Origin of the sequence: Thauera butanivorans NBRC 103042, from assembly GCF_001591165.1 — a bacterium.
Taxonomy (GTDB): Bacteria; Pseudomonadota; Gammaproteobacteria; order Burkholderiales; family Rhodocyclaceae; genus Thauera; species Thauera butanivorans.
Genome location: NZ_BCUG01000022.1, coordinates 66,842 through 92,103, shown reverse-complemented (window position 1 = coordinate 92,103; position 25,262 = coordinate 66,842). Strand labels below are relative to the sequence as shown.

24 protein-coding genes and 2 pseudogenes are annotated in these 25,262 nt (G+C 68.6%); 10 read left to right on the top strand and 16 right to left on the bottom strand.

All coding sequences use genetic code 11. From position 1 onward, the window contains the following. From TBU01S_RS24495 to TBU01S_RS10975, 3 genes and pseudogenes are all read left to right on the top strand, one after another. Window positions 1–282: pseudogene (locus TBU01S_RS24495) on the top strand (hypothetical protein); the annotation flags it as partial. Between the two features lie 294 nt (window positions 283–576). Continuing rightward, the gene (locus TBU01S_RS10980; protein WP_068636686.1) at window positions 577–789 is read left to right on the top strand and encodes an AbrB/MazE/SpoVT family DNA-binding domain-containing protein; all 213 of its coding nucleotides are present in this window, start codon (window positions 577–579) and stop codon (window positions 787–789) included. Then, on the top strand, window positions 789–1,178 hold the full coding sequence (locus tag TBU01S_RS10975) for a type II toxin-antitoxin system VapC family toxin (protein ID WP_088178863.1): 390 nt from the start codon (window positions 789–791) through the stop codon (window positions 1,176–1,178). The genes TBU01S_RS10980 and TBU01S_RS10975 overlap by 1 nt, the downstream gene beginning before the upstream one ends. A gap of 52 nt (window positions 1,179–1,230) precedes the next feature. Here TBU01S_RS10975 and TBU01S_RS23855 read toward each other — a convergent pair whose 3' ends face one another. The 12 genes from TBU01S_RS23855 to TBU01S_RS10920 all read right to left on the bottom strand — a co-directional run bounded on the left by TBU01S_RS23855 (window position 1,231) and on the right by TBU01S_RS10920 (window position 7,821). Further along, complete coding sequence (locus tag TBU01S_RS23855; RefSeq protein WP_157659128.1) at window positions 1,231–1,398, bottom strand: hypothetical protein; 168 nt, start codon at window positions 1,396–1,398, stop codon at window positions 1,231–1,233. Window positions 1,399–1,458: 60 nt separating this feature from the next. Then, window positions 1,459–1,884 carry a type II toxin-antitoxin system VapC family toxin gene (locus TBU01S_RS10970; protein ID WP_068636684.1) on the bottom strand — a complete coding sequence of 142 codons (426 nt, stop codon included), beginning with the start codon at window positions 1,882–1,884 and terminating at the stop codon, window positions 1,459–1,461. Next, window positions 1,885–2,151 carry a type II toxin-antitoxin system Phd/YefM family antitoxin gene (locus TBU01S_RS10965; protein ID WP_217999601.1) on the bottom strand — a complete coding sequence of 89 codons (267 nt, stop codon included), beginning with the start codon at window positions 2,149–2,151 and terminating at the stop codon, window positions 1,885–1,887. Between the two features lie 38 nt (window positions 2,152–2,189). After that, on the bottom strand, window positions 2,190–2,813 hold the full coding sequence (locus TBU01S_RS10960) for a LysE family translocator (RefSeq protein WP_217999600.1): 624 nt from the start codon (window positions 2,811–2,813) through the stop codon (window positions 2,190–2,192). Between the two features lie 107 nt (window positions 2,814–2,920). Further along, window positions 2,921–3,757, bottom strand: a complete 837-nt coding sequence (locus TBU01S_RS10955; RefSeq protein WP_068636682.1) for a helix-turn-helix transcriptional regulator — start codon at window positions 3,755–3,757, stop codon at window positions 2,921–2,923. 24 nt (window positions 3,758–3,781) lie between these two features. Continuing rightward, window positions 3,782–4,408: a hypothetical protein gene (locus TBU01S_RS24770; protein WP_245650899.1), complete on the bottom strand. Its 627-nt coding sequence runs from the start codon at window positions 4,406–4,408 to the stop codon at window positions 3,782–3,784. A gap of 53 nt (window positions 4,409–4,461) precedes the next feature. Further along, on the bottom strand, window positions 4,462–4,629 hold the full coding sequence (locus tag TBU01S_RS23850) for a DUF6616 family protein (RefSeq protein WP_157659127.1): 168 nt from the start codon (window positions 4,627–4,629) through the stop codon (window positions 4,462–4,464). Between the two features lie 14 nt (window positions 4,630–4,643). Next, window positions 4,644–5,420 (bottom strand): HEAT repeat domain-containing protein, encoded by a 777-nt coding sequence (locus tag TBU01S_RS10940; RefSeq protein WP_068636679.1) that lies wholly within the window; start codon window positions 5,418–5,420, stop codon window positions 4,644–4,646. After that, entirely contained in the window at window positions 5,417–5,923 is a 507-nt protein-coding gene (locus TBU01S_RS10935) for a MarR family winged helix-turn-helix transcriptional regulator (RefSeq protein WP_068636678.1), read from the bottom strand. The genes TBU01S_RS10940 and TBU01S_RS10935 overlap by 4 nt, the downstream gene beginning before the upstream one ends. Window positions 5,924–6,376: 453 nt before the next feature. Beyond that, window positions 6,377–6,700, bottom strand: a complete 324-nt coding sequence (locus TBU01S_RS10930; protein ID WP_068636677.1) for an antibiotic biosynthesis monooxygenase family protein — start codon at window positions 6,698–6,700, stop codon at window positions 6,377–6,379. Window positions 6,701–6,938: 238 nt separating this feature from the next. Beyond that, the gene (locus TBU01S_RS10925; RefSeq protein ID WP_068636676.1) at window positions 6,939–7,385 is read right to left on the bottom strand and encodes an SRPBCC family protein; all 447 of its coding nucleotides are present in this window, start codon (window positions 7,383–7,385) and stop codon (window positions 6,939–6,941) included. 19 nt (window positions 7,386–7,404) lie between these two features. Further along, window positions 7,405–7,821: a VOC family protein gene (locus TBU01S_RS10920; RefSeq protein ID WP_068636675.1), complete on the bottom strand. Its 417-nt coding sequence runs from the start codon at window positions 7,819–7,821 to the stop codon at window positions 7,405–7,407. Window positions 7,822–8,311: 490 nt separating this feature from the next. On the opposite strand from TBU01S_RS10920, the gene TBU01S_RS10915 reads away from it, so the two are divergent. The 7 genes and pseudogenes from TBU01S_RS10915 (at window position 8,312) to glpK (ending at window position 15,737) form a co-directional block, all read left to right on the top strand. After that, window positions 8,312–9,394, top strand: coding sequence for a LuxE/PaaK family acyltransferase (locus TBU01S_RS10915; RefSeq protein ID WP_068636674.1), 1,083 nt, complete (start codon window positions 8,312–8,314; stop codon window positions 9,392–9,394). Next, window positions 9,391–10,842 (top strand): acyl-CoA reductase, encoded by a 1,452-nt coding sequence (locus TBU01S_RS10910; protein WP_068636673.1) that lies wholly within the window; start codon window positions 9,391–9,393, stop codon window positions 10,840–10,842. The genes TBU01S_RS10915 and TBU01S_RS10910 overlap by 4 nt, the downstream gene beginning before the upstream one ends. 10 nt (window positions 10,843–10,852) lie before the next feature. Then, window positions 10,853–11,599: an ABC transporter ATP-binding protein gene (locus tag TBU01S_RS10905; RefSeq protein ID WP_217999599.1), complete on the top strand. Its 747-nt coding sequence runs from the start codon at window positions 10,853–10,855 to the stop codon at window positions 11,597–11,599. Next, a pseudogene (locus TBU01S_RS10900) lies at window positions 11,596–12,407 on the top strand (ABC transporter permease). Before TBU01S_RS10905 ends, TBU01S_RS10900 begins: the two are co-directional and overlap by 4 nt. Before the next feature lie 18 nt (window positions 12,408–12,425). Beyond that, entirely contained in the window at window positions 12,426–13,439 is a 1,014-nt protein-coding gene (locus TBU01S_RS10895) for an ABC transporter substrate-binding protein (RefSeq protein ID WP_068636671.1), read from the top strand. Window position 13,440: 1 nt separating this feature from the next. Further along, window positions 13,441–14,226 carry an SDR family oxidoreductase gene (locus tag TBU01S_RS10890; protein ID WP_068636670.1) on the top strand — a complete coding sequence of 262 codons (786 nt, stop codon included), beginning with the start codon at window positions 13,441–13,443 and terminating at the stop codon, window positions 14,224–14,226. Window positions 14,227–14,246: 20 nt separating this feature from the next. Next, window positions 14,247–15,737, top strand: a complete 1,491-nt coding sequence (glpK, locus tag TBU01S_RS10885; protein WP_068636669.1) for a glycerol kinase GlpK — start codon at window positions 14,247–14,249, stop codon at window positions 15,735–15,737. A 173-nt stretch (window positions 15,738–15,910) separates the two neighbouring features. Here glpK and TBU01S_RS10880 read toward each other — a convergent pair whose 3' ends face one another. The 4 genes from TBU01S_RS10880 to TBU01S_RS10865 are packed head-to-tail and all read right to left on the bottom strand — an operon-like array spanning window position 15,911 to window position 25,260. Continuing rightward, window positions 15,911–19,309: an eCIS core domain-containing protein gene (locus TBU01S_RS10880; RefSeq protein ID WP_174524529.1), complete on the bottom strand. Its 3,399-nt coding sequence runs from the start codon at window positions 19,307–19,309 to the stop codon at window positions 15,911–15,913. Further along, the gene (locus tag TBU01S_RS10875) at window positions 19,290–21,596 is read right to left on the bottom strand and encodes an eCIS core domain-containing protein (protein WP_068636668.1); all 2,307 of its coding nucleotides are present in this window, start codon (window positions 21,594–21,596) and stop codon (window positions 19,290–19,292) included. The genes TBU01S_RS10880 and TBU01S_RS10875 overlap by 20 nt, the downstream gene beginning before the upstream one ends. Beyond that, window positions 21,596–23,635, bottom strand: coding sequence for an ATP-binding protein (locus TBU01S_RS10870; protein WP_068636667.1), 2,040 nt, complete (start codon window positions 23,633–23,635; stop codon window positions 21,596–21,598). The genes TBU01S_RS10875 and TBU01S_RS10870 overlap by 1 nt, the downstream gene beginning before the upstream one ends. Beyond that, window positions 23,632–25,260, bottom strand: coding sequence for a hypothetical protein (locus tag TBU01S_RS10865; protein WP_068636666.1), 1,629 nt, complete (start codon window positions 25,258–25,260; stop codon window positions 23,632–23,634). Before TBU01S_RS10865 ends, TBU01S_RS10870 begins: the two co-directional genes overlap by 4 nt. Window positions 25,261–25,262: the final 2 nt, after the last annotated feature.

The window sequence follows — 25,262 nt, the reverse complement described above, 5'->3', positions numbered from 1 at the left end:
GCATCTGACGGGTTTTTGCCGGATGGGGGGCGTGCCGTGCGTCTGGCCGACATCGTACAGGTTTCGGGATTGCCAAAAGAGACTGTTCGCCGAAAGCTCGACAAGTTGCGGGAGTCTGGAAGGCTGTGTCGGACGGATGACGGCCTTTGGAGTGCCGCTCGTGAAGGCGTGGATGAAAGTGTCTATGAGTTCACAAGGGAGGCGGTAAAACGTCTCTTGCAGACTGCTCGTGTGATCGAGGATATTCTTCAGCAGGCGGATCCCGACTCGCGGGCGCGATGATGGAACGGGTGAAGCGGAAAATCGACACCATGGGCCGTCCGGGTTGCAGGTTTTTTTATTTCAGCATGACTCCAGCACCGAACTTCGCTGGACTACGCCACAGTCCGTTGTTGCAGGTTTATCAAGAACTTACGTGAGTTCATCCTATGCCGGTGCTTTCCGAAACCTGACCCGGCTTCCGTCCGCTTGGCTCCCAAGAGGCTCCTGGAATCGGGTCTTTCCAAGGAGTCAGCTCTCCTGGGGCGAAGCGGTATATTCTTACCAGATCGTGATCGACGTTTTTAGGGTACGAAAATGGCCGCTACCGCCACCTTATCCAGCAAGTTCCAGATCTCCATTCCCAAGGCCGTGCGCGAAGAACAGCACTGGGAAGCCGGGCAGGAATTCGTGTTCATCCCCAAAGGCAAGGGCGTGCTGGTCATGCCGGTGCCCGAGCTGGAGCAGTTGGCCGGCATCGCCAAGGGCGCGCGCACCGACGGCTACCGCGACCGCGAGGACCGCTACTGATGGCGCCGCCGCTGCGCGTGGTCGATACCTCGGCCTGGATCGAATGGCTTATCGGCAGCGCGCTCGGCAAGAGGCTGGGCAAGCAGTTTCCGGACAAGCCGCAGTGCATCGTGCCGACCATCGTGCAGCTTGAACTGTCGAAGTGGCTGGTGCGCGAACTCGGCGAGGAACAGGCCGACCAGGTGATCGCCTACACGCAGAAGTGTGTCGTCGTGCCACTGGACACCACCATCGCCCTGCTCGCGGCGGAGCTGCACCGCGAACACAAGCTGGCTACCGCCGATGCCATCGTCTACGCGACGGCACGGCGTCAGGGCGCTGAGCTGCTTACTTGCGATGCGCACTTCAAAGGACTACCGGACGTGGCGCTGTTCGCCAAGACGGCTTGATATGGCAGAGGAATGGCAAACGCAGCCATTACTGCCCATTTTCACTACGCACTCAGCCTTGCTCATCGCGCAGGTGCTGGAGCAGGCTGTCGGCAGCCTCGTCGCTGGCGGGATGGGACTGCGCCCACGCCAATGCTTCGCGCAGGCCGGCGGCCGCCGCAGCGCTGTGCAGCCAGTGTTCGCTGTCGGGCACCACGGGAGAGGTTGGTAGCGTGGGCATATGCGCCTCCTGTCAGGCAACAGCAAAAACCAGCCAGTCGCAGCCGGTTCGTGGCCGGCCTCAGGCCGCCGGCTCCCAGGGATTGAACAAGGTCACGCCCGTCGGCGTGAAGTCGGCCACGTTGCGCGTCACCAGCGTCATGCCGTGTACCAGCGCGGTGGCGGCGATCAGGCCGTCCCGATAAGGGCGCGGGTCGGGTACGTGCAGCGCGGTGCTGCGGCGGGCAACGACCGTATCGACCGGCAGAATCCGGTTGGCGAAGCCGGGCAGCACATGCTCCTCCAGCCAGGCGCGAAGCAAGGCCCCCTGGGCCGGGTCGCGGCGTTCGATCTGCAAGGTGCCGATCTCCAGTTCCTGCACGACGATGACCGAAAGATAGAGGCTCGCGCCGGGCACCGTCCGGCTCCAGGCCGCGACATGCGGGTCGGCCTTGCCGACACGAACCTTGCGCAACTCCGAGACGACGTTGGTATCGAGCAGCAGCATTCAGGTGAAATCCGCAGGCTGCGCCAGCTCGCGCGAGCGGGGAAATTCCACTTCCACGTCCTCGATGCCCGGCGGCAGACCGAGCTGATCGACGATGCTTTCCTGCTGGCCGATGATGTGCAGGTACTCGTCGTAAGACAGCAGCACATGCACGGGCTTGCCCCGGTCGGTGATGATGACCGGGCCGTCATGGGCGGTTTCGGCGCCGGCCAGTGCGGCTTGCCGGCGTGGCGTGAGCGCTGCCTTGGAGTGGGGGGCGGAGGACAAGCGCGTTGCCCTTCGAGGCGATACGCCATTTTTCTGCTTCAACGCAGCAGTAGAGCCGTGATGACGCCCAGGGCGAGCAGGATCAGCACGATGCCGGAAATACGTTCCAGCCACGGCAACGCCCGCGCGAAGCGGCGCAGCACGGCGGGATTGCCGATCAGGACAGCGATCAGCACGTCCCACAGCAGTACGGCGCTGAACATCCAGGTGCCGTAGAACGTCTTCCAGCCGGCACTGGCGTGCGGGCCGGTCAGCATCGCGGCCAGGCTTGCATAGAACAGCGCATTCTTCGGGTTGAGGATGCCGGAGAGGAAGCCCATGCCGGCCGCGCGCCGCCAGGCAACGAGCGGATGGGGGGGCGCGGCGGTGTGGCCAGAGGCCGACACCTTCAGTTCGCTACTGCCCGCGTAGCGAATGAACAGAACGCCGAGATAAACCAGGTAGCCACAGCCGGCCAGTTGCAGCACGACGAACCAGGCGCTGTCCGGCCGTAGCGCGGCCATGCCGGCGAATGCGGCGACAATGAAGACGCCATTGGCCAGCGCAATGCCGACGCAAGCACCGCTGGCGATGCGCCAGCCGGCGGACAGCGAAGTTCGGGCGATCAGGAAGAAATCCGGGCCGGGGGACAGCAGCGCCAGGAAATGCGCTGCTGCAATCATCAGGAACTGCTGCATTCAAGGGCACACGTGCGAGTTTTTCCCGCACAGTGTGCCGAGTGCCGCAACTTCTGTATTGAAGGAAATTGCAGCCGCCCTGGCTTTCGCCGCTACGCGCGGAAGCGGCCGGGCGTCACGCCCGCATGGGCCTTGAACACGCGCTGGAAATGCGCCTGGTCGGCGAAACCCAGGTGCTGGGCCACGTCCGAGAGGCTGTCTCCCTGCCGCATCCGTTCCCTGGCCAGGTTGACGCGCAGGTTCAACTGCCAGGCGTGCGGGGTCATGCCGGTGACGGCGCGGAAGGCTCGAATTACCTGATAACGGCTCATGCCTGTCAGCCGTGCCAGTTCTTCCAGCGCAATACCGGCCGCGGGTGTGGCGCGCAGGCCGTCCAGCGCCGGCTGAATCTGTTCGGCCAGACGCGACGGGATGCTCGGGGCTTCGATGCGCAAGCCCTGTTCGGTGTCGCAATCGCCGATGAACTCGATCAGCGCGGCTTCCTTGTCGCGCGTATCCGCCTCGGAGAACAACAGCGCGTTGAGCCGACAGAAGCGCATGTAGGCCGAAGACTCGGTGACGATGCGCACGGGTTCGGCGTCGATCGCATCGGTCTGGGCGTATTCCCGGCGGATGGCTCGCAGCCATTCCGTGTCCAGATGCAGCATCTGGTAGCTCCAGGCCGTGTCGGGCGCAGGGTTGCAGGCATGCACGCGCTCGGCCGGCACGAACACCAGCGTGCCGGGGTGCAGCGCGACCGGGCCTTCGGCCACGCCGGTGAAGACACTTTGGCCGCCATCGACCGCGCCGATGGAGAAGCTTGGATGGTGGTGCGGCTTGTAACAGGCACGGCTCTGGCACGCTCGGCGACTTTCGGCGAAGGGCAGGGCCGGGTCGCGCCAGAACGCCTGGGTCGGATCGCTGTGCATCATGGGACGGAGTGCGGACATGCGGTCATTCGGTGCGCCAACAACCTACTCACCGAATTCCCGCTGGCTGCGTGGCGCGCCTGGGCATTGAGCATCAAGCGATTCACGGTACTTCACGCAACCGCGCATGAACTGCGGCCAGTCGGGCACGCTCGGGACGTGATCGACTTTTTCAGGTAGCAATGCCCACAGGTGCGGGTGATACCAGCACAGGTCATGACCAGAGGTGTCCCGGTGCGTGCGGATGCCAGCGCGCAGTTTCTTCGCTTCTTCGATGAGCTGTTCTCGCGTCATCGTCTGGAGATCGGTATCCATGTCGTACCCGCCATTTTTCTTCTGGATAGCGGATGCCGTGAAAAGACACTCGCCTGAATCGCCATCAATTTTAGCTTTCGGGCCTGCGCGCTTCACTTGCGTGCGGTTCGGCACACGAGGGCGGCCGTTGCTATGTCCAGCCGTCTTGAAAGACGGTGGCAACAGGGCCACCCGGGTTCCTCGTGCCAACCGCACCGAACAGCCGAAAGGCTGGGCTTCCGAATCCAGGAATCCGGTGTGCGGTTTGAACAGCAAACCCTTTTCGTCAGGAGCAAGGCCATGCAAGTCGCATCCCGCTTCGTTTCCCGTTCGCCGTCGCTGCGCAGCGATTACCCGCTGACCGATGACCAGATTCACCGAGTCGCCCCGTCCATCTTCGCGGACGCGCCGCATGAGAACCGTTCGCAGCGTTACGCCTGTATCCTCACCGCCGCCGTACTGGCCGAGCTTTGCAAGGAAGGGTTGGACAGTTCGCCCATTGCAGCCTGAATGCCATCCAGAAACTGCTGCCGGTTTTCGACTGGCAATGCGCGCCATGCGGCATTGGGCGTATAGAGTTCGACGAGATAGTGCGACATGGCAGTGTGCTCCTTCACTTCAGGTTGCGCAGGGCGCGCTGGCAGATGCGATGAGTGGCTGCGGTGGGATGGCCTTGCAGCCATTGCGCGCATAGCTCGCGCACCCAGCCGGGACGATCCTTGCCAGCGTCGTTGAGCCAGTTGGCCACCGAGTCCTGCACATAGATGGATAGGTCGCCACGCAACGGCGAGAGAATGGGCAACGCCCGTTCCGGTTGCCGCTTGAGCGCGGCAATGTGGGCGCACCACACGCCGCGCGGTCGCAAGGCTTCGCTGGCGAAGCGGCGCAAGCGTTCGGAGGGTTCTGTCGTCCACTTCGTCAAATGCGCGATGGCATCATCCAGTTCCTCGGCCAAGTGGGGCCGAACGGCCATCCAGGCCCATTCGCGCACGCCGAAATGCGTGTCATCGGCCAAGGGGCGGATGGCGGCTAACCGGCTCGGCAGCGCCAGTCCCGGTTGTGCGCCAATCATGAAGCAGGCCCAGCCACGTACGGTGTCCGAAGCATGGCCTTGGCATTGTGCGATGCCATCGTTGCCCAATTCCTCCAGCAGTGCGGCTCCGACGCCGGCCATGCGCTTGAGAATGCCAAGCTGGCAGGCGGTATCCGTGCGCCTCAAAACTTGCTGGGACAGTTGCGGGAAGACCGTACGCAGAAGCCGGGCCTGGTCGAGTGCCAGTCCCTCGGCCAATGTGGCGCTTTGCAGTTCGCCGCGCGACAGGGCATCCAGCACGTCGGCAGGAATATCGGCGGCGCGGGTTGCGCCTTTGCGTGGTGCCGTCGCGTTCATTGGGGCATTCCCCGCCAGGACGTGCCGATGTTCTCCGCAACCTTGTCGAGCAAGCAGGCCAGTTGCTCGCGTTCCGAGGGGGACAGATTGCCGAACAGGCCGGCGATCCAGCGGCCGTGCTGGTCGAAGACCTTCTTGGCGGTCTGTTTGCCTTTGCGGGTCAGTCGGATGCGCAAGGCGCGGCGATCACTGGCGTCGGCGCGGCGTTCGATCAGGGCTTCGCGTTCCAGGCCGTCGAGCAGGCCCGTAACGGTTGCGCGGGTGACGCCTGCCTGTTCGGCCAACGCGTTCGGGGCCAGCCCTTCGCTGGCAGCATCGAGTAGAAAGAGCAGGACGAAGCGGCCTTCGGAGAGACCATGTGGGGCCAGCAGCGCCGCGCAATCGCGGTCGATCGCCGATGCCAGGGACAGGGTTTGGAAGCATAGGCGGATGCCTGCCACGTCGGGGAGTTGCCGCCGCTGCGCTTCCTGCAGCAGCGCCTGGTACTTCTGTTCCAAGACCATGATTGATGTTGCCATATAGTATGGCGGCTAATTATATATGGCGTATCGGAAATCGTACAGGGCGTGCCGGCACCACGCGCCGCCGGGCTTTCGGGCTTCGCCCCGTGCCGTAACAGTTGCGTGAACACCATTCGCATTTGCAAGGAAGGGACATCAGAGGTCATGAACTCACCGTATTTTCCAAGAGTCCCCGGGTTGAAATTCTGCTGTCCTAGAAATCTGAACGATGCTGAGGATGGGTGCAGAAACCAAATTCTCAGCCATATCACTTGTACGATTCGTACTGCTCATACCATTCTTTTATGGTTCTGGAACGATGCCCCAGAATTTTTCGTGGTGGGTGCGCTCGACCGTCTTCCCGCGCGGCTGTACCGAAGGGGTGAGAATTTGGATATGTTGTAATTATCGAAGGTTGGGCGTCCTCGGCTGTGCGCCGGTCATTGGCGCCTACCGTCACTCGCTGACGCGCCCCTCTGGCAAGACGACCCACTCCGCATCCTCGAACTCGCCGACGACGCGTACGTCGACGAACTCGGCCTGTTCCTTGATGATGCGCTTGGCGTCGTGTGACGGACTTCCCTCCATTGCGTCCCGCATGGCCTTCGATTCCCAGCTTGCGATCGCGAGGAGTACGTCTGGAGCGCCGATCTTGCGATGCAGCCGCGTACCGCGGGCGCCCGGCGCACGCTGGATGATTTCACTCGCGCGGACCCACGCATCTGCATACGCTTCTGCCGTGTAGCCGGGTTTGATGTGAATCTCGAACACGAAAATCATCGCCTGCCTCTCTACTGATCCGATGCAGCATGAACGTGCCAATCATACGTAGTGCTGTTCGACGCCAGACCTGTCTGAGCCAAAACGGCAATGCCCCCTTTGTCCAGGATGGAGCAGGCCGCCAGGCGGTTGAAGGAGTGGGGATTCCAGATGCGCGCGCTGAAGCGATGTTGCTTCAGACACGGGATATCCAGACACTGGACTTTCATTCCACCCACCGATGCGGACCCATGCGTGGCTAGTCGGGAATGTCGGGCTCGACGAGCGTGGCAAGCTGCAGCAGGGATTCCTGCCAGCCGAGGTAGCACATCTCGGCCGGGATGAGCTCGGGAATGCCGGCCTGCTCGATACTGACCTCGGTCCCGCAGGATACCGCGCGCAGCTTCACGGTCACCCGCATTTCGCCGGGCAGCTTGGGATCGTCGAAGCGGTCGATGTATTCGACGAATTCGCCGGGGACCAGCTTCAGGTACTCGCCGCCGAATGAATGGCTGTGGCCGGTCGAGAAGTTCTCGAACGACATCTTGAAGCTGCCGCCGACCTTGCCATCGAATTGATGGACGTGGCAGACGAAGCCGTAGGGTGGCAGCCACTTGGCCAGGGCCGCGCCGTGCGTGAAGGCGCGGTACACCTTGTCGGGCGTGGTGCGCAGGACGCGGTGGAGGTGGACGGTTCCGGTGCTCATCTTCGTGTCTCCTTCTGGCTCATTGCATGGAATGCAGGCCGATGCAGTTGCCCTCGGTATCCACCACCAGTGCGCAGAAGCCGTAGGGGCCGATGGCGAACTTGGGCTTGTGTACCTGGCCGCCGGCGGCTTCGACGCGCGACTGTTCGACGGCGCAGTCTTCGCAGCCGAAGTAAACCAGTGTGCCCCCGCCGCCGGACGAGACCTCGTCCATGCGGACCAGCATGCCGCCAGTACCGGGGGCATCCATGTCCATGGGAAAGCTCAGCATTTCCATGCCGCCGGTTTCGCACTCGGGCGCGGCCGGCTTAGATGCGGCCTGTTCAGGCGCAGCCAGCGGCTCCAGCGTGCACTGGAACACCGTTTCGTAGAATTTGCGCGCACGCGCCATGTCCTGAACGTAAATCTCGAACCAGACAACGGGATTGGCTTTCATGGGGAGCTCCGGTCGGTTGGGGGGAGGATACGGAGGCGCCGGCTGAGCACTCGCCGGAGCTTGCCTGCGCGGTAGCGGCGTCGAGTTTTTTCAACTCGTTCATGGTCTCGGGCGCCAAACCACAGGCAAACCTGGATGTGAGAGGCGAGGCGGGCGCGGGTGGTGACGGCTGTAGTGTGGACGGCGTTCACATCCTAGGATTTCAAATGGACAGTGTCCACATTGCAGATCCATGGGGCTGTAAGTTTATGTTTGCCAATATCCATTGGCCTGTTCGAGTCCCGGAAACAGCGTTTGTTCAGCATGTCGCCGGCACCATGCGGTAACATGGTTCCCGCTCCGGGGTGCACGCCAGTGCTGAGATCCATACCCGAGAACTTGAACCGGATCATGCCGGCGGAAGAAGAGCTTGACCCTGACAGACCGTGCATTGATATGGCGGGCTCGGGGCACTTCGGAGCATCACGTCCCCGCTCTCGAAGGAAATTCCATGGACAAGGCCGCTTCGTTGCTTGCAGACCTGCTTGCTTTCATCGCGATGGATGGCTGCACCGACAAACAGTTCGACCAACTCGCGCTGCGGCTGTTTGCCTACCAGTACGAAAACAACGCGCCGTTCCGCAGCTTCTGCCAGCGGCGCGGCGCCACGCTGCGCAAGGTGAAGACCTGGAGCGACATCCCGGCCGTGCCAATCGATGCGTTCAAGGCTATGGAGCTGCGCAGCGAACCGGCCTTGCCAACCGAGCGCGTGTTCATGACCAGCGGCACCACGGGCCGCGCGGCGCGCGGGCGGCATTTCCATCCCAGGCTGGATGTCTATGACCTGTCGATGACGCGCAACTTCGCGCGGCGTTTCATGAGCGGGGCGCAGCGTCTGTCCATGGGCATCCTGTTTCCCGACGAGCAGGCCATGCCCAATTCCTCGCTCGCGCATTACCTGGCGCTGGCCAGATCCGAATTCGGCGCCGCGGACAGCCGTTGTTTCCTGACGCCCGAGGGCCTGGATCTGCCGGGCCTGTGCGCCGCGCTGGAGCAGGCCGAGCGGACGGGACGAGCCTATGCGCTGTTGGGCGCCAGTTTCAGCCTGGTGCATGTGATGGATGCGCTGCGCGAGCAGGGGCGCGGTTTCCGGCTGCCTGCCGGCAGCCGCATCCTCGACACGGGCGGCTACAAGGGCCAGTCGCGCGAGCTGCCGCTGGAAGATTTCTACGCCGGGCTGGAAGAGCTGCTCGGCGTGCCGCGCACGCACTGCATCAACATGTACGGCATGACGGAACTGAGCACGCAGTTCTACGACGACGGCAATGCCGTGCTGCCCTCGGTCAAGTCGGGGCCGCACTGGATCCGCTCGCGCCTGGTCGAGCCCGTCACGGGCCGCAGCGTGGCGCCTGGCGAGCGTGGCATCCTCGTGCACTGCGATCTGGCCAACTACAACTCGGTCACGACCATCCTGACCGAGGACGTGGGGCAATGGGCCGAGGGCGGCTTCCTGCTGCTGGGGCGCGCCGAGGGCGCGGTGGCCAAGGGCTGCTCGCTGGCCGTCGAGGAATTCGTGAAGGCGGCGGCCGCATGAAGGTGGAGCGGATCACGGCGGGCCATCTGCCTGGCCTGCGCGACGACGAGGTGCAGTGGCACGTGCTGCCTTTCGAGCGCGATGGTTTGCGGCTCGAAGTCTCCGTGCCCATGCTGACGGCCGCGCAGATGCAGGCACTGGCACAGCGCGTGCGCGGGGCGGCGGACCGGCATCTGAGGACGATGCCGGTGGCCGAAATCATCGACGTGATCGATCGCGCGATCGCCCGTCTGCTGGACCGCAACGATCCGTTCCGCCGCGAGGCCGAGGCCTGGCTGCCCGTGGTCAGCGGCTACGACGCGGACATGCTGCGGCTGGGGCTGACGGGCTACTTCAAGACCTTCCGCGCGCCACAGCTGCGCCGCTTCGTGGCCGAGGATTTCGCCAACCCCGCCGTCCTCGACGGTTTCCAGCCCGCGCCCAAGGGCGGCGCGGTGCGCGCCTTCGGTCCCGATCTGCTCGTGCATGTCTGGGCCGGCAACGTGCCTGCGCTGTCGCTGTGGAGCCTGGTCTGCGGCCTGCTGGTCAAGGCCCCCGGCATCGGCAAGCTGGCGAGTGCCGAGCCGCTGTTCGCGGGCTGGTTCGCGCGGCTGCTGGCCGAGGTGCATCCGCCGCTGGCCGATTGCCTGGCCGTGGTGTGGTGGCGTGGCGCCGGGGGCGAGGAAGTCGATGCGCTCTACGCCCAGGCCGACACGGTGCTGGCCTATGGCGGCAACGACACGCTGGCCGCGCTGCGCCAGCGCCTGCCGATGACTGCGCGCTTTCTGCCGCACGGCCACAAGCTGGGCTTCGGCCTGGTCGGCGCAGCGGCGCTCGATGCGCTCAAGGCGCCCGCCGTCGCGCGGCTGGCGGCCTGGGACGTGATGCGCTACGACCAGCAGGGCTGCTACTCGCCCCATGTGTTCTATGTGGAGCGCGGCGCGCCGGTGCCGCCACGCGCCTTCGCCGACTACCTCGCGGCCGAGCTGGCGAATCTGCAGCAGCGCTTTGCACGCCGGCCCCTGGATCTGGCGGAAGGCGCCGCCGTCGCCAAATGGCAGCAGGCCGTGGAGTGGGGCAGCGACGATCAGGTGCTGATCGGGCCTGTGGATGCGCCCTGGAGCGTGGCCTACGGCGACAGCCTGCAAGCGCTGGCGCCGACTGCGCTGTACCGCACGATAACCGTGGTCGGCGTGGATCGCCTCGATGAGGTGGTGCCGGTGGTCGCAAAGCAGCGCGCGTTCCTGCAGACCGCCGGCATCGCGGCCTCGCCCGAGGAGCTGTACCGGCTGGCCAGCCTGCTGGGCGCGGCCGGCGTCACGCGCATCAGCGCCATCGGCGCCATGAGCATGCCCGAGGCCGGCTGGCATCACGATGGGCGCTTCAACCTGATCGACCTGGTGCGCATGACCGAGATCGAACAATCGGCCGAGGCGGCGGCGCAGCCCTTCGCCCCGTATGCGGACTGAAGGCGCGACCGTGGCGTTTCTGGATATCGAGAAGGTGGTGTTCACCTATCCCGGTCGCGCCCCGGTGGTCGACGGTGTGGACTGGCGCATGCAGGCCGGCGAGTTCCACTGCCTGCTGGGCCGCAGCGGCTGCGGCAAGACCACGCTGCTCAAGCTGGCTGCGGGCCTGCTGAAGCCGCAGTCGGGGCGCATCGTGCTGCGCGGCGGCGAACTGGCCGCACCCGGGCCGCAGGTGGGCTTCATGTTCCAGGCGCCCACGCTGCTGGATTGGTTGAGTGCGCTGGACAACGTGCTGCTGCCCGTATCGCTGCAACGCCGGCCCACGCCGCAGGATGCGCAGCGCGCGCTGCGATTGCTGGACCAACTGGGGCTCGCCAGTCATGCGCAGCATCATCCGCGCCAGCTTTCGGGGGGCCAGCAAAGCCGGGTGGCGCTTGCGCGGGCGCTGGTCCTCGAACCGCCGTTGCTGCTGCTCGACGAACCGTTTGCGGCGCTGGACGCGATCACGCGCGCCGAACTGCAGGACGATCTGCTGCGCACCTGCCGCGAGCGCGGCACGACGGTGCTGTTCGTCACCCACGACATCAACGAGGCCGTCTACCTGGGCGACCGCATCGCGCTGATGCATGGCGGGCGCATCGTGGAAAACTGGACGATCACGCTGCCCGCGCCGCGCATGCAGGCCATGCGCCACGGCCCGGCTTTCAACGACTACTGCGCCCGCGTGCGCGCTGCCATGGACGGGGCCGGCACATGAACCCGACGCCGATGCAGGCACGGCTGTTGGCGGCGGCGCTGTTCCTGGTCCTGCTGGGCCTGTGGGAGCTGGTGGTGCGGCAATGGGGACTGTCGGCGCTGGTGCTGCCCGCGCCTTCGGCGGTGGCGCAGGCCTTGTGGTCGGGCCTGGCTTCGGGCTATTTCTGGCCGCACGTCCGGGCGACGCTGCAGGCCCTGTTCCTCGGGCTGGCGGCCGGCAGCATCGTGGGGCTGCTTGCCGGCATGGCGCTGGCCGAATCCGAATTGCTGGAGCGCGTGCTCAAGCCCTATGTGGTGGTCAGCCAGGTCGTGCCCAAGCTGGCGCTGGCGCCGCTGTTCGTGCTGTGGTTCGGCTTCGGCATGCTGCCCACGGTGCTGATCACGGCGCTGATCTGCTTCTTTCCGCTGATGGAGAACACGCTGACCGGCCTGCGCCAGACCGATGCCCAGCGGCTGCAGCTGTTTCGCATGCTGGGCGCCACGCGCTTGCAGACACTGCTGCGGCTGAAGCTGCCCATGGGCCTGCCGCCATCCTTGCGGGGCTGCGCGTGGCCGTGGTGCTGGCGCTGGTCGGCGTCGTCGTGGCCGAGTTCATGGGTTCGAGCCAAGGCCTGGGCGCCGTGGTCATCGCCGCCCAGGGCATGATGGACACCACCCTGATGTTCGCGGCGCTGGTGCTCATCGCCGTCATCGGCCTGCTGCTGTACCAGGGCTGCCTTCTGTTGGAGCGCAGGCTGCTGCGTGCCCACGCCTTTCCCGCTTCGTCCCTGTCCGCTTCGTCCCCTCCGCGTTCGCGCGGCAACTCCTGACTGCCACGGGCAACTGCCATGCATACACCGGTCCAGCTTCCGTTCATCTCCCGCCGCCGCCTGCTCGGCGCCACTGCAGGCCTCGCCGGCCTGATGCTTGCCGGCGTCGGCTCGGCGGCTCCGGTCCAGGGCAGGATCCGCCTGGCGGGCTGGAGCAAGCCCATCAGCGAGATCACCAACATCCTCGCCGAGCCCGAGCACGGCTTTTTCAAGGCCCAGGGCGTGGAACTGGCCTACCTGCCCGGCGCGGGCGGCGGCGACGCCATCCGCAACCTGCTCAGCGGCCAGGCCGACGTGGCCTTCACCGACCCCGGGTCGTTGTTCATGGCGCTGGACAAGGGCGAGAAGCTGGTCGCCATCTACGATATCTATCCGCAGAACGTGTTCAACGTGGTCTCGCTCAAGTCGGCAGGCATCCGCAAGCCGGCCGACCTCAAGGGCAAGAAGATCGGCGTCTACAGCCTGTCCAGCGGCACACGCCTGAACCTGCTGGTGATGCTGCACCAGGCTGGCCTCGAGGAGTCGGACGTGAGCATCGTCGTCACCGGCCTGCTGAACTTCGCGCCGCTGATGCAGGGCCAGGTCGATGCCACGGCCGCCACCGACACGGGCCTGGCCGTGGGCCTGCGCAAGGGGCTGGCCGAGGTCGACGTGATGCACGTGCGCGACCATCTGAACATCTCCAGCGACATGTTCGTGGTGCGCGAGGGCACGCTGCGCCAGCAGCCGGATCTGCTCAAGGCCTTCCTGAAAGGCTACCGCGACAGCGCCGCCTGGATGATCGCCAACCCCGAGGAGGCCGCGACGCTGGCCGGCAAGTACGCCATCGACGGCACGCAGCGCGACATCAACCTCGACGTGATCCGCCTGCGCAACGCGGCCTCGCTGCCGACAGTGGAGGGCAAGGGCCTGGGCAGCTTCGACCTGGAGGCGCTGCAAAAGGGGGCCGACGCCTATCGTGCGCTCGGCCTGGTGCAGCGCCGGATCGAGGTGGCGGAAGTGGTCGATACCAGCCTGCTGCCGGAGGCCTGAGATGGACCAGCCATCTGGACTGAGCCTGCGCGGCAAGGTGGTGCTGGTCACGGGAGCGGGCCGCGGCATAGGCGCGGCCATCGCCACCGCGTTCGCGCGCGAGGGGGCGACGGTGGCCGTCAACTACCTGGCCAACGAGGAGGCGGCAGCCCGGACCGTGGCGGCCTGCCAGGCCGCCGGCGGCGACGCCTGGGCGGTCAAGGCCGACGTCGGCTCGGAGTCCGCCGTACAGGCCATGGCCGAAGACATCGCACGCGAGGCCGGGGGGATCGATGTCGTGGTCAACAACGCCTTCAAACCCTATGCCTTCGACCCTGAGCGCCGCAGCCGCTTCGACGACCTGGACTGGCGCGATTACCAGGCCCAGTTCGACGGCGCCGTGGGCGCAGCCTTCAAGGTCTGCCGCGCGGTGCTGCCGCTGATGCGCCGGCGCGCGCGGGGCAGCATCGTCAATATCGTCACCAACCTCGTCGAGCACCCGGTCGTGCCTTACCACGACTACACCACGGCCAAGGCCTCGCTGGTGGCCTTCAGCCGCAATCTGGCCGGCGAGCTGGGGCCCGTGGGCATTCGCGTCAACTGCGTGGCGCCGGGCCTGGTCTATCCTACTCAGGGCACGCAGAATACCCGGGAGTCGTTTCGCGAGTCGCTGATGGCAGCCACGCCGCTGAAGCGCCTGGCGCGGCCCGAGGATGTCGCCGGGCCGGTGCTGTTCCTGGCCTCGGAACTCAGCAGCTTCATGACGGGACAGGTGCTGTTCGTGGATGGCGGCCTGGTGATGCGGTGACTCTTCAGGAGCCAAAGGCCATGACCTACCTGCTTGCTCTCGACCAGGGAACCTCCAGCTCGCGCGGCATCGTCTTCGACGAACGCGGCCATATCGTCGCCCAGGCGCAGCAGGAGCTGCCGCAGATCTATCCGCGCCCCGGCTGGGTGGAACACGACCCGATGGAAATCTGGCGTACCCAGCTCGCCACCGCGCAGCAGGCGCTGCGGCTGGCCGGTATCGGCGCCAGGGACGTGCGCGCCCTGGGCATCACCAACCAGCGCGAGACCACGGTGCTGTGGAACCGCAGGACCGGCCGGCCGGTGCACCACGCCATCGTCTGGCAGGACAGGCGCTCCGAGCCGATCTGCACCGCCTTGCGCGAACAGGGCTGCGCCGAGCTCATCCAGCAGAAGACCGGCTTGCTGATCGATGCCTACTTCTCGGCCACCAAATTGCAATGGCTGCTGGACGAGCTGCCCGGCGCGCGTGCGGCGGCCGAGCGCGGCGAGCTCGCCTTCGGCACCGTCGATAGTTGGCTGATCTGGCAGCTCACCGGCGGGCGCCGCCACGTGACGGACGTCAGCAACGCCAGCCGCACGATGCTGTTCGACGTGCGCAGCAACCAGTGGGACGACGAACTGCTCGCACTGCTGCGCATTCCGCGTGCGCTGATGCCCGAGGTGCTGCCCTCCAGCAGCGATTTCGGCCGGACCGTGCCCGAACTGCTCGGCGATGCGATCGCCATCGGCGGCGTGGCGGGCGACCAGCAGAGCGCGTTGTTCGGCCAGGCCTGCTTCACCGCCGGCATGGCCAAGAACACCTACGGCACGGGCTGCTTCATGCTCATGCACACGGGCGGCAGCTTCCAGCGCAGCGAGAACGGTCTGCTGAGCACCAGCGCCGCGCAAACCGGCAGAACACCCGAGTACGCGATGGAAGGCAGCGTGTTCGTCGGTGGCGCCGTGGTGCAGTGGCTGCGCGACGGGCTGCGTGCCATCTCGGCCAGCAGCGAGGTGCAGTCGCTCGCCGAAAGCGTGCCCGACTCGGGCGGCGTGATGATGGTGCCGGCCTTCACCGGCCTGGGCGCGCCGTACTGGAAGCCCGAGGCGCGCGGCACCATCACGGGCCTGACCCGCGGCACCACGCTGGCCCACGTTGCCCGTGCGGCGCTCGAATCCATTGCCTACCAGAGCGCGGCCTTGCTGCAGGCCATGAGCCGCGATGCCGTGGCCCAGGGCGGCAGCCCGGTCAGTGAGCTGCGTGTCGATGGCGGCGCCTGCGTGAACGATCTGCTGATGCAGTTCCAGGCCGACCTGCTCGGCATTCCCGTGGTGCGCCCGGCGGTGGTGGAGACGACGGCGCTGGGCGCGGCTTATCTCGCGGGGCTTTCCAGTGGCGTGTACGCGGGCACGGCAGAACTGTCCGAACTCTGGCGTGCCGAGCGGCGCTTCCTGCCCACGCTGGCACGCGACCAGGCCGAGGCGCTGATGGCGCGCTGGGAGCATGCGGTGGCGCAGGCGACGCTCTGATCGTTTCATCATGTCTGTCGACATTCCGCCGGCTTTCGTGCCGATCATCCTGGGCGGCCGGCTCGGCTCCTTCTTCGTGCTGATGCCTGCCCGGACTTCGTGCCGGTGTTCCTGATCGACGATCGCCGCCGGCGCGGAGAGGTCCGCGCGCTGCTGCCGAGGCGGCAGGTGGGTCAGAAAAGCTGCGCGCCGAGCTGGTCGACCAGTGCGACGGGATCGACATCGGGTATCTCGAATTCGAGATCGTCGAGCGAAAGGTCGAAAGGCTCGCCTTCGCGATAGGTGATCGGGAAGCGCACGCCGAATTCGAGGCCTGAGCCGAGCTCGACGGCGGCGAGTTCGATGCGCTCGTCGTACAGGCTGGCGCCGAGCGCGGTGACGGCGACGTAGCCGGACACGTCGAAGCGGAAGCTGGGCTGGGCGTGGAGCGCCGCCTCGGCATCGACCTCCAGGCCCTGCGAGGGCATCCAGTCGATATGCACGCCGGCCTCGGCGGCGCCCGAGATGCCCAGCGTGCCGCCGATCTCCAGGCCGCCGGTCGCGCTCGCGCCGGTGATGCCGAGGCCGACGCCGGCGCGGGCGCCCAGGCGCAGGCCGGCCTGCGCCGGCACCTTGAGATGGGCGTCGCCGGTGACGTGGGTGTTTTCCTCGTGCGCGGGGTTGTACTCGATGCCGACCCGCAACTGGTCGAACGCGCCCGGGCCGATGCTGGCATTGGCGCTCAGGTTGCCGCCGACTTCGGCGACGACGCCGGGGATGATCGGAATCTGCGTCGACAGGCCGAACAGGCGCTTGTCGTATTCGAGCCTGGAGAAGATTTCGAGCTGGCCCGGCAGCGCGATTTCGCCCGAAACGGTGATCTCGCCGTTCGGATCGAGCCGCAGGCCGGCCGTCCCCTGCAGCCACGGGGCGATGCGCACGGTCGCCGAGCCGCTACCGTACACGATGATGGGCGCGTCGGGCGCAGCATCGCCACTGGGCTGGCCATCCTCGCCGATGCTGCGGTTGGTCGCGCCGGCGCTGATCTGGCCGGACAGCATGCCGCGGCTGAAGGCGCCGCTGAAGCTGGCGTCGAAGGCGCCGTCGTCGTAGCTGACGGAGAGTTCGGAATCGACGCCCGGAATCGCCGGCTGCGCCGTGCCGCTGGCCGAGACTTTCCAGCCGCCGTCGGACTGTTCGCACTCGACATGGATGGAGCCGGAGCGGATCGCAGGGTTGGCCGCGAGCTGGACGTCGCCGGCGATGTTCAGGCCGTTCTCGCCCTGCGTGATCGCGATCGAGGCTTCATCGACGCCGGGCACCGAAAGCGCCGCGCTGCCGGCGAAGGCCCAGCGGCCTTCATCGACGCTGACGGTCGCGGTTGCGCTTTCGATGCCGCGGATCTTGTCGGGCGTGTCGATGCCTATCGTGCCGTCGGCGCCGAACTGGCCGTTGCGCCACCATGCGCGCACGCGGGCGCGGTCGAACAAGGAGGGCTCGAAGGTGAAGCCGCCTTCGAACACGGGGCCGCCGGTCGTCGACGTCGACGCGGCAAGCTCGCCGCTGCCCGCGCCTTCGATCGAGAAGAGGATCTGGCCGCCGGCACCCAGGCCGCGCGCGGTCGAATAGAAGATGCTGACGTAGGCGTCGTCGATGGTGGTGCGCGGGATCGGCAGGCTGACCTGATCGGGGCCGTAGTCGAGCGAGAAAGTCAGGTCGCGCCCGCGCAGGCGCACGGTGATCGGCGCATCGAGGATCGGAATCGACGGCGTCAGCGTGCCTTCGGCGGAAAGCTCGCCGTCCTCGGTCGAAACGCTTTCGAACAGTACCGGGCTGAGCTTGCTGTATTCGAGCTTGAGCGCCGGCAGCGCGGAAGGGTAGCCGCAGTATTCGCCGTCGCCGTTCAGCGAGACCGTGAGCTCGGGGGTTTCAGGCTTCCAGTCGGGGGGCAGATCCCACTTTGCCGCCATCGAGCCGATCGGCCCTTCCGGATTGCCGGTGTTGTCGGCAAGGCTGATCGCGGTGATTTCCAGACCCGCCAGCGCGCGCGCCTGCGTGCGGCCGACCACCGGCGCGGCGCCGGGGCTGTGGCGGAAGCGGCCGACGGTGATGCCGCCGGGGCCGGAGGTGAGGATGAACTCCCCGGCCGAGCCCTGAGTGTCGCCGTCCTCGGCCGGGCTCGGCGGGCTTGCGGTGCCCAGCGCTTCGGCGCTTTCGATCTCGGTCTTGGTCCACCAGGCCGAAGCGCCCGCGGCCGAGCCGGCGCCGGTGGCGACGACGCCGGTGAACACGAGGTCGTGCTGGCGCAGGAAAGTGCTGCGGTCCGGCCTGGGATCGAAAGTATCGAGGAAGGCATCGACCTTGCGGTAGATTCCGCTGCGTATCGTGCCGCCGGAACTCGAATTCGACGGCTGGTCCAGCAGCTCCATGTTCTGGATGCTGTTGCCGACGCCCGAGCCCATCTGCCCCGAAACCTGCAGTTCGACGACGTGATCGACCTGGAACTGCGGAACCTTGCGGCCGTTGCGGTCCCAGCCCGGGATGCGCAGCAGGGTCTGCAGTTCGGACAGACGCTTCGTCGTGAGCGGTGCGCCGCGGTGCAGCTTGAGGCGGATGCGGCCGCCGGCATCGGCGGGTACCGGGATGTTGCGCTCGCCGAGGCGTTCGCGGATCGCATCGGCGCCGACCTGCGCCTGGCTGTTCCAGACCGAGCGCTGGTCGGCGCCGTCGCGTCCGTAACCGCGCACGCGCTTGAGATTGCCGGCCGCGGCGAGGCCGCTGTACAGCGGCAGATGGCGCGCCTTCACCGCTGGGATTTCGAGCCGCTCAAGCGCCGCGAGGGCTGCGGCGGTGCGTGCGCTCTCGTGGTAGCGGGTGTGCATCTCGGGCTCGATCGCACGCGCGAGCACCGCAGCGGCCTGGCCATCCTGCTGTACGACGTGGGCGAGTTCGTGGGCGAGGAGATGGCGGCCTTCGGCCGTGTCCGGTGCGTAGGCGTCGGCTGCGACATGGATGTCGCGCCCCGACGTGAACGCGCGTGCGCCCAATGCGGCCGTCAGGCGCGCCGCCTCGGCATCGGTGTGGATGCGGACGTCGGCGAAGTCGCGGCCGAAATGGCTTTCGAGCGGTGCGCGCGCATCCTCGGGCAGCGGCTCGCCACGCCCGCGGCGGTCCTCGACGCGGCCGGCGGCATAGGCGGGCAGGGCCGCTCCGGGCGGGGCCGAAGGGGAGGATGTGCCGGCCGCGGCAGCGGCGGCTGCATGTGCCGGCGGGGACGGGGTTGCGTCGCTGTCGGCGCTGGCGGCCGATGGCGGCGGCGCGGGGGCCGCGGTCGGCGTGGGGTCCGGCGTGCTGGCGGGCGCGGCCGCGTCGGCGTGGCCTTCGGCTTCGCGTTCGATGGCCTCGCCGGGCTGGCTGAGGCGCGTGGGGCGCGCGGCGTAGGCGGGCAGGGTCGACGGCGGCGCGGGCGCGGCGGCCGGGTGCGGAGACGAGGCCGCCGCCCTCGCCGTGCCGCCGCTGCGGGCAAGGGCCTGCGGGCCCAGCGCCGGCCGTTCGCTCGGCCGGCGGGCGAATCTAGGCGACGGCGCTTCCATCGCCGCTGCCCGGTTGCGCGCCGGGAATGCCGCCGGGCGCGCGCGGCGCCGGCGTCGGCCAGTCGCCCGGCGGCGACGGCGCGCCGCATTCCATCGCCACCTGCCATTTCGGCTTGTGCAGGCCCAGCGACCAGGGCGACTGTGCGGTGATGGTGCTCAGCGCGTTGTGGAAGGTGGCGTAGTGCTGCGGCCTGACCTCGTTGCCCAGGGACATGATGCCGGCGTTGTGCTCCCTGATTGCTCCCGGCAAGGGACTGCCGCTTGCATCGGTCATCGCCTTGACCAGATCGTCATGGGCGACCGGGTCGCCGATGTTGCTACCGCCGGTGACGTATTCATCGCCGAGGCCGAAGGCGTGGCCCCATTCGTGGGCCGCGGTGATCATGCGCTCGCCGCCGTCGACGATCAGATCGACGCGTCGGTCGCTTCCGAGCCGGGGCTGGCTCTGATCGGCTTCGGTTTCGCCCCGCGGGTCGAGCGCGACGCGTGAGGCCGTATTCGCAAATCCGTTGCTGGCGAGATAGTCGCGCACGGCTTGTGCGCGACGCTGCGACAAGGCCATGTTGTATGACTCGCTGCCCGAAGCGCTGGCATGGCCGACGATCTCGACCCGCACTTCCTGGTGCGCCGCGTTGGCAGTGGCGCCGTTGAATCTCCTGATGAAGGCATCGAGCGCGGCGCTTGCCGCCGGCGTGAGCACGTCGGAATTGTCGCCGAACTGGACGGACTCCCGCAGCAGGTCGACTTCTTTCGGGCCGGTCGTGGTACTGGCGAGCCGCATCGTCTGATCGTGGGCGTCGGCACCGCTGCCGTGGCTGACCTGGTGCGCGATGTCGTAGGTACGCAGGCTCTCGCCAGTCGGCATCTTGTACGTCTCGGTCAGCATGTGATCGCCGGCTGCTTTTGCCCGTGCGCCGATGTCGAGCGTGACCCGCACGTCGGCACCCAGCCAGTTCCAGCGCGGCTTGTTCAGGAAGAAGCTGTGGCGACCGCCCCAGCTCGTTTCGATCATGGTTTTCAGTTCATCGATCCACGGCGCACGTTCCGCCGGCGTCCATTGGTAGGAAGCGAGCACGGCACTGCGTAGCAGGGGAATGGGAATCGCGTTCAGACGGGCGGCCAGCGCGGCAATGGCAGGTGTGGCCGGCAGGTCCGGATGCGGGGCGATGGCGCCGCCACTGACGACGAGCGTGTCCTTGAACTCGATTGCAACGCCCTGCGTGATGTCGAGCGTTCCGTTGCCTTCGGCCGGGTCCGTCGTGTACTGCGCATCGAAACCACCACGGCCGCCGGCGCCGATGATGGTCCGTGGCGCGGCCGGATAAGGCCCGGCCCTAGCCCAGTCCTCGGCCTCTTCGAGTTCATTCCTGCACGCCGCCATCGGGTCGGCCGGCCCGCCGCTGCCGCCGAACAGGTCGTCCCACCAGTCGCGCTGCAGCTTGGGCGCGGCGCTCTGCGGGCCGCCGGCGTCTGCCTGCTGGCCGACGTGGGCGAGTTCGTGGGCCAGCAGTTCCAGCCCGGCGTCGCTGCTTGGCGCATAGCTGCCGGCCGAGAAATAGACGTCGTTGCCGACCGTGAAGGCGCGGGCGTGCATTTCCACGCACATCGCATCGGCTTCGGCGTCGGTGTGGATGCGGACGGCCGACAGGTCGCGGCCGAGCTGGGCTTCGAGCCGGGCGCGCAGATCGGGGTCCAGCGCCGTGCCCTGGCCGCGGCGCGCGGCGATGCGCTGCTCGGTGCCGGCCGGCGCGGTCCTGCCGGCGAGCGGATCGGCGCCGCCGCTGCCTGCCTGCGGCGTGCCGGCAGCTTCGCCGACAGCCTTGCCGGCATCCGGTGCGCCTGCCTTGCCCGCTTCCCCGGCCGCCGCTGAACGCCACAGCTTCGGCGACAGCACGTCCTTCTTCGGCGGCGTGATCGCCGGTTCCAGGCTGCCGCGCGGCGCTGCGCCGCTGCAGGCCGCGCAGGCCTGCGTGCCGCCCGCGGGCGGGCGCAGCGCGCGGCGCACTTCGCCGGCGAGCTTGTCCGCCTCCTGTTCCTCAGCATCCTGCGGATGGCTCACCGCCAGCTTGGCCTGCAGGTAGCCCGGCGTGCCCGGAGCCGTCTTCGCCGCTTCGCCGGAGGCAGCGTTGGCAGCCTGCCCGCCCTGCGGCTTCATGGCGCTGCCGCCGGGCGCGCCCGCGGCGGGCATGTTCTTGCCGGCCGCCGGCGATCCGGCCGTGGCGTTTTGCGCCTTGCCGTCGGGCGCGGGCGCGGGCTTGCGCCGCAGGCCGGGTGTCAGGCGGCTCATTATGCTCCCCTCGCATGCAGCAGTTGCGGCGGTGGGCTGCGGCCGATCTTGCGGTATTCGTCGATCAGCGCGCCGACCAGGTGCCCGGCGGAGATCGGCGGCGGCTCGCCCTTGCCGGCGCCGGCCGGGTCGAGCGCCGCGGCCTGCAGTACCGCGTTGCGAATGTGGCCGCCGGGCAGGGTGCAATAGCTCGCGAGCTGGCGGCACAGCGCGGCGTCGGGGGCGCGGCGGCCGAGGTGCGAATGCCAGATGCGCAGGCGTTCGGCCACGCCCGGCGGCGGGAATTCGATGATGGCGTCGAAGCGGCGGGTGAAGGCGGCATCGATGCGGCCGCGGTTGTTGCTGGTGAGCACGACGATGCCGGAGTGCTGCTCGATGCGGGTGAGCAGGAAGTTGGTCAGCATGTTGGCGTAGCGCTCGCCGGTCTCCTTGCCTTCGCCGCGGCGGCCGAACAGCGCATCGGCCTCGTCGATCAGCAGGATCACGTCCAGCGCGGCGGCCTCGTCGAGCAGGCGGCCCAGGTTCTTCTCGGATTCGCCGATGTACTTGTTCATCACCGCGGACAGGTCGACCCGGAACAGCGGCGCGCCGAGCACGGTCGCCAGCCGGCTCGCGGCCAGCGTCTTGCCGGCGCCGCTCTCGCCGCAGAACAGCGCGCGCACGCCCGGCGCGGGCTCGGCGAGGCTCGCGCCCAGTCCTTCGGCGAGCGCTTCGCGCTGGCGGCAGCGCGCGATCAGCGCATCGAAGCGTTCGAGCAGCTCGTCCGGCAGCACCAGCTCGTCCGCGCCGACTTCGCGCGCCACCGGCTGGGCGAGCTGGCGCAGGCGCTCGCTGCCGAAGCCGGTGCGCGCGCGGCGCAGGTGGGCGAGCGTGGGTGCTTCGCCGCGCACGCCGGTGTCGAGGCGGATGCGCTCGGCGAGGCTGTGCACGGTGGGGCCGTCGAGCAGCGCGTGGCCGGCGAACTGGTCCAGCTGCGCGTCCAGCCGCGGGTCAGGCCGGGCATCGCCGGGCCGTCCGTCTCCGGCCGCGAGTGCGGCGTGCCAGGCATCGCGGCGCTCCTGCGCCGACAGCGGCGGCAGGTCGATCTCGACCAGGGCTTCGCCTTCCACCGCGCCGTCGCGCCCGGTGACGATCAGCAGCGGCACCGCGAGCGCGGGATGGGCCGGCAACGCGTGGCGCTCGCCGGGGCCGAGTTCGAGCGTCAGCACCGGCAGCCAGCCGGCATAGCGGCAGGCGGCCGCCAGCGCGGGCTGGCGAACCCAGGCCGCGGCCTCCAGCTGCAGCGGCGGGCGGCCCACGGTGGCGGCCAGCCGCGCGGCGGCGGCAAGGCCGGCCGCGCGGGCGCCGCGGAACACGACGTGGCGGCCGACGCCGCTGCGCAGCATGGCCGCGAGCGCGGGCAGGCGTTCGCGGAAGCTGTGCGGCAGCACCACGTCGCTGGCCGGCAGCGGCGCGGTGTCGCGCCAGGCGCTGGTGTCGCCGCACAGCAGCGCCCACAGCTCGGGCGCGACCGCCAGCATGCGCGTGGGCAGCGGGCCGTCGCCGACGATGTCGAGCACGCCGGCGCGCACCAGCCGGTGGTTGGGGAGCGCGAGCGGCGCCAGCGAGGCGCCGAACAGCGCTGCGCTGGCCGCGGCGACGAGATGCAGGCCGGGCCGCAGCGCGCCGGGCGCCTGCAGCTCCGCCAGCGCGAGGTTCAGCAGATGGCTCGATTCGTTCTCGCCGCACAGCGCCAGCGCGAACCATTCGTGGAGCTGCAGCTTCAGGTCGGCCAGCAGGCGGCCGAGCGGGCCGCGCAGCTCGGGCGCGGTGCGCGCGAGCGCGAGGCAGGCGGCATGCCAGTCGTCGCGCGGCGTGCCGAGCAGGGTCGCGAGCTCGTCGCCGGCCTGGCTCGCGGCCAGCGCGTCGAACACCGCCGACGGGGCGCCGAGGCTGAGCCGCGCGAACTCGGCGATCCCGGCATGGACGAAGGCGCGCGACAGGCGCGCAGCGTCGGGCGGCGTCGCGGCCTGGGCGTTGTGCAGGGCGGGCGCGTTCATGGCATGAAGCCTCCGCGGTCGTAATGGAAGCGCACGACGCGGCCGAGCCAGGGCAGCCAGCCGGGGTCGATGTCCAGGCCGGCGCGGCGGATGTCGAGGCTGGCGTCGGCAAGGCCGAGGTGGACGTCGACGCGGCTGGCGCTCGCGCGTACCCGGGCGGGGCGCTCGGCGCGCAACGCGGCGAGCGCGGCATCGCCGTGGAAACGGCGGGCCGCGGCGTCGACCGTGGCGGCATCGTGGCCCGTGCCGAGGGCGGCGAGCGCGGCGGCCGGGCTGGTGCCGGCATCCAGGCCGCAGGCCTGTGCCAGGAAGGCCGCCAGCGGCGGGTCGGTCGGGGCGCCGATGCGCACGGCGAGGCGTGCCAGTTCTCGCCAGCCGGCCTGCGGCTCGGTGAGCGCCGCCCGCCAGCCGCGCAGCGCGGGCAGGTTCAGCACGTTGAGCAGGAAGAAGAGGCCGCCGCCGCGGGTCAGGAAGTCATGCTCCGCGGCGGGCGGAAGCGGCATCGCCGATGCCGCGCTGGAGGAAAGCGGAGGCGGCTCCGGCGCGGGGGCGGCGGATGGTGCAGCCGCCGCTTCGTCCGCAGGGCGGGATCGGGCCGGCCTTGCCGTCGCTGTGGCGGACGGAGCGGCTGGAGCCGTGCGGGGCGCCGGCGTGGCCGCGGTCAGTGCCGAGGGCGTGGCACGAACCAGCGCGTGCGCGGCATCGCGCAGACCCTGGCCCGCGCTGGCAGCGCCCAGCATGGCTGGTGTGCCGGCCCACAGCCCGAGCACGGCCTGCAGCACGGCGCGCGGATCGTTTGGCGGCAGGCCGGCGATGGCCTGTTGGGCGCCCGGCATCGCGTGCCAGTAGGGGGCTGAAGGCTGGGGTGTGCCGTCGGGCGCGCCCGCGATGCCGTCGCCGGCAGGAGAAACAGGGGGTGCGGGCGGCGGAGCATGGGCGGTCACGTCCGCATCCGGGCTGGCCGTCGAGGAATGCGGTGCGGACGATTCAGGCCGTTCCCGGCCGGATGCGTCCCGATCCGGCCCGTCCTGATGTGCCGCCCGGCGTCTGCCCGGCGGGGGATCGAGCGCGGCGGCGATCGCGCCGCTCCAGCCGGTCGCGGTGCCGATGGCATGCAGCAGCACGCGGGCGGCCGGCGCATCGAGCGCGCGCCACAGCGCAGGCAGTGCCGCGCGCAGGCCGGGGTGGTCGAGCAGCGCGGGCAGCGCCAGCGCATCCTCCGCGAGCAGGGCGGCGAGCGCGCCTGCGGGCCGCAGGCCGGGCAGCGCGGCGCGATGGCGCCACAGCCAGCGCCGCGCGGCGGTGCCGGCGAGCAGATCGCGGGCGAGGCAGGCGCGGTAGTCGAGCGCATCGCGAAAGCGCACCGCCTCGGCGCCGTCGGCCGCCGGGCTCCACGGATCGGCGGCGCGGCGGGCGATCTGCGCGGTGGCCGCGGCGGCGCGCGCCGGCAGTTCCGGCAGCGTGCCGCTGACGGCGACGCGGCGCAGGACCAGGATCGCATCGTCGCCGGCTGCCGGCCAGCGGCTGCGCGCCAGCGCGGCCGGCAACTCCGCGCGGGCGCGGGCGACGGTACTGGCCGTGCCGCGCAGCACGACGCGGCCGAGGCGGAGGTCGGCGGCGTTCATGC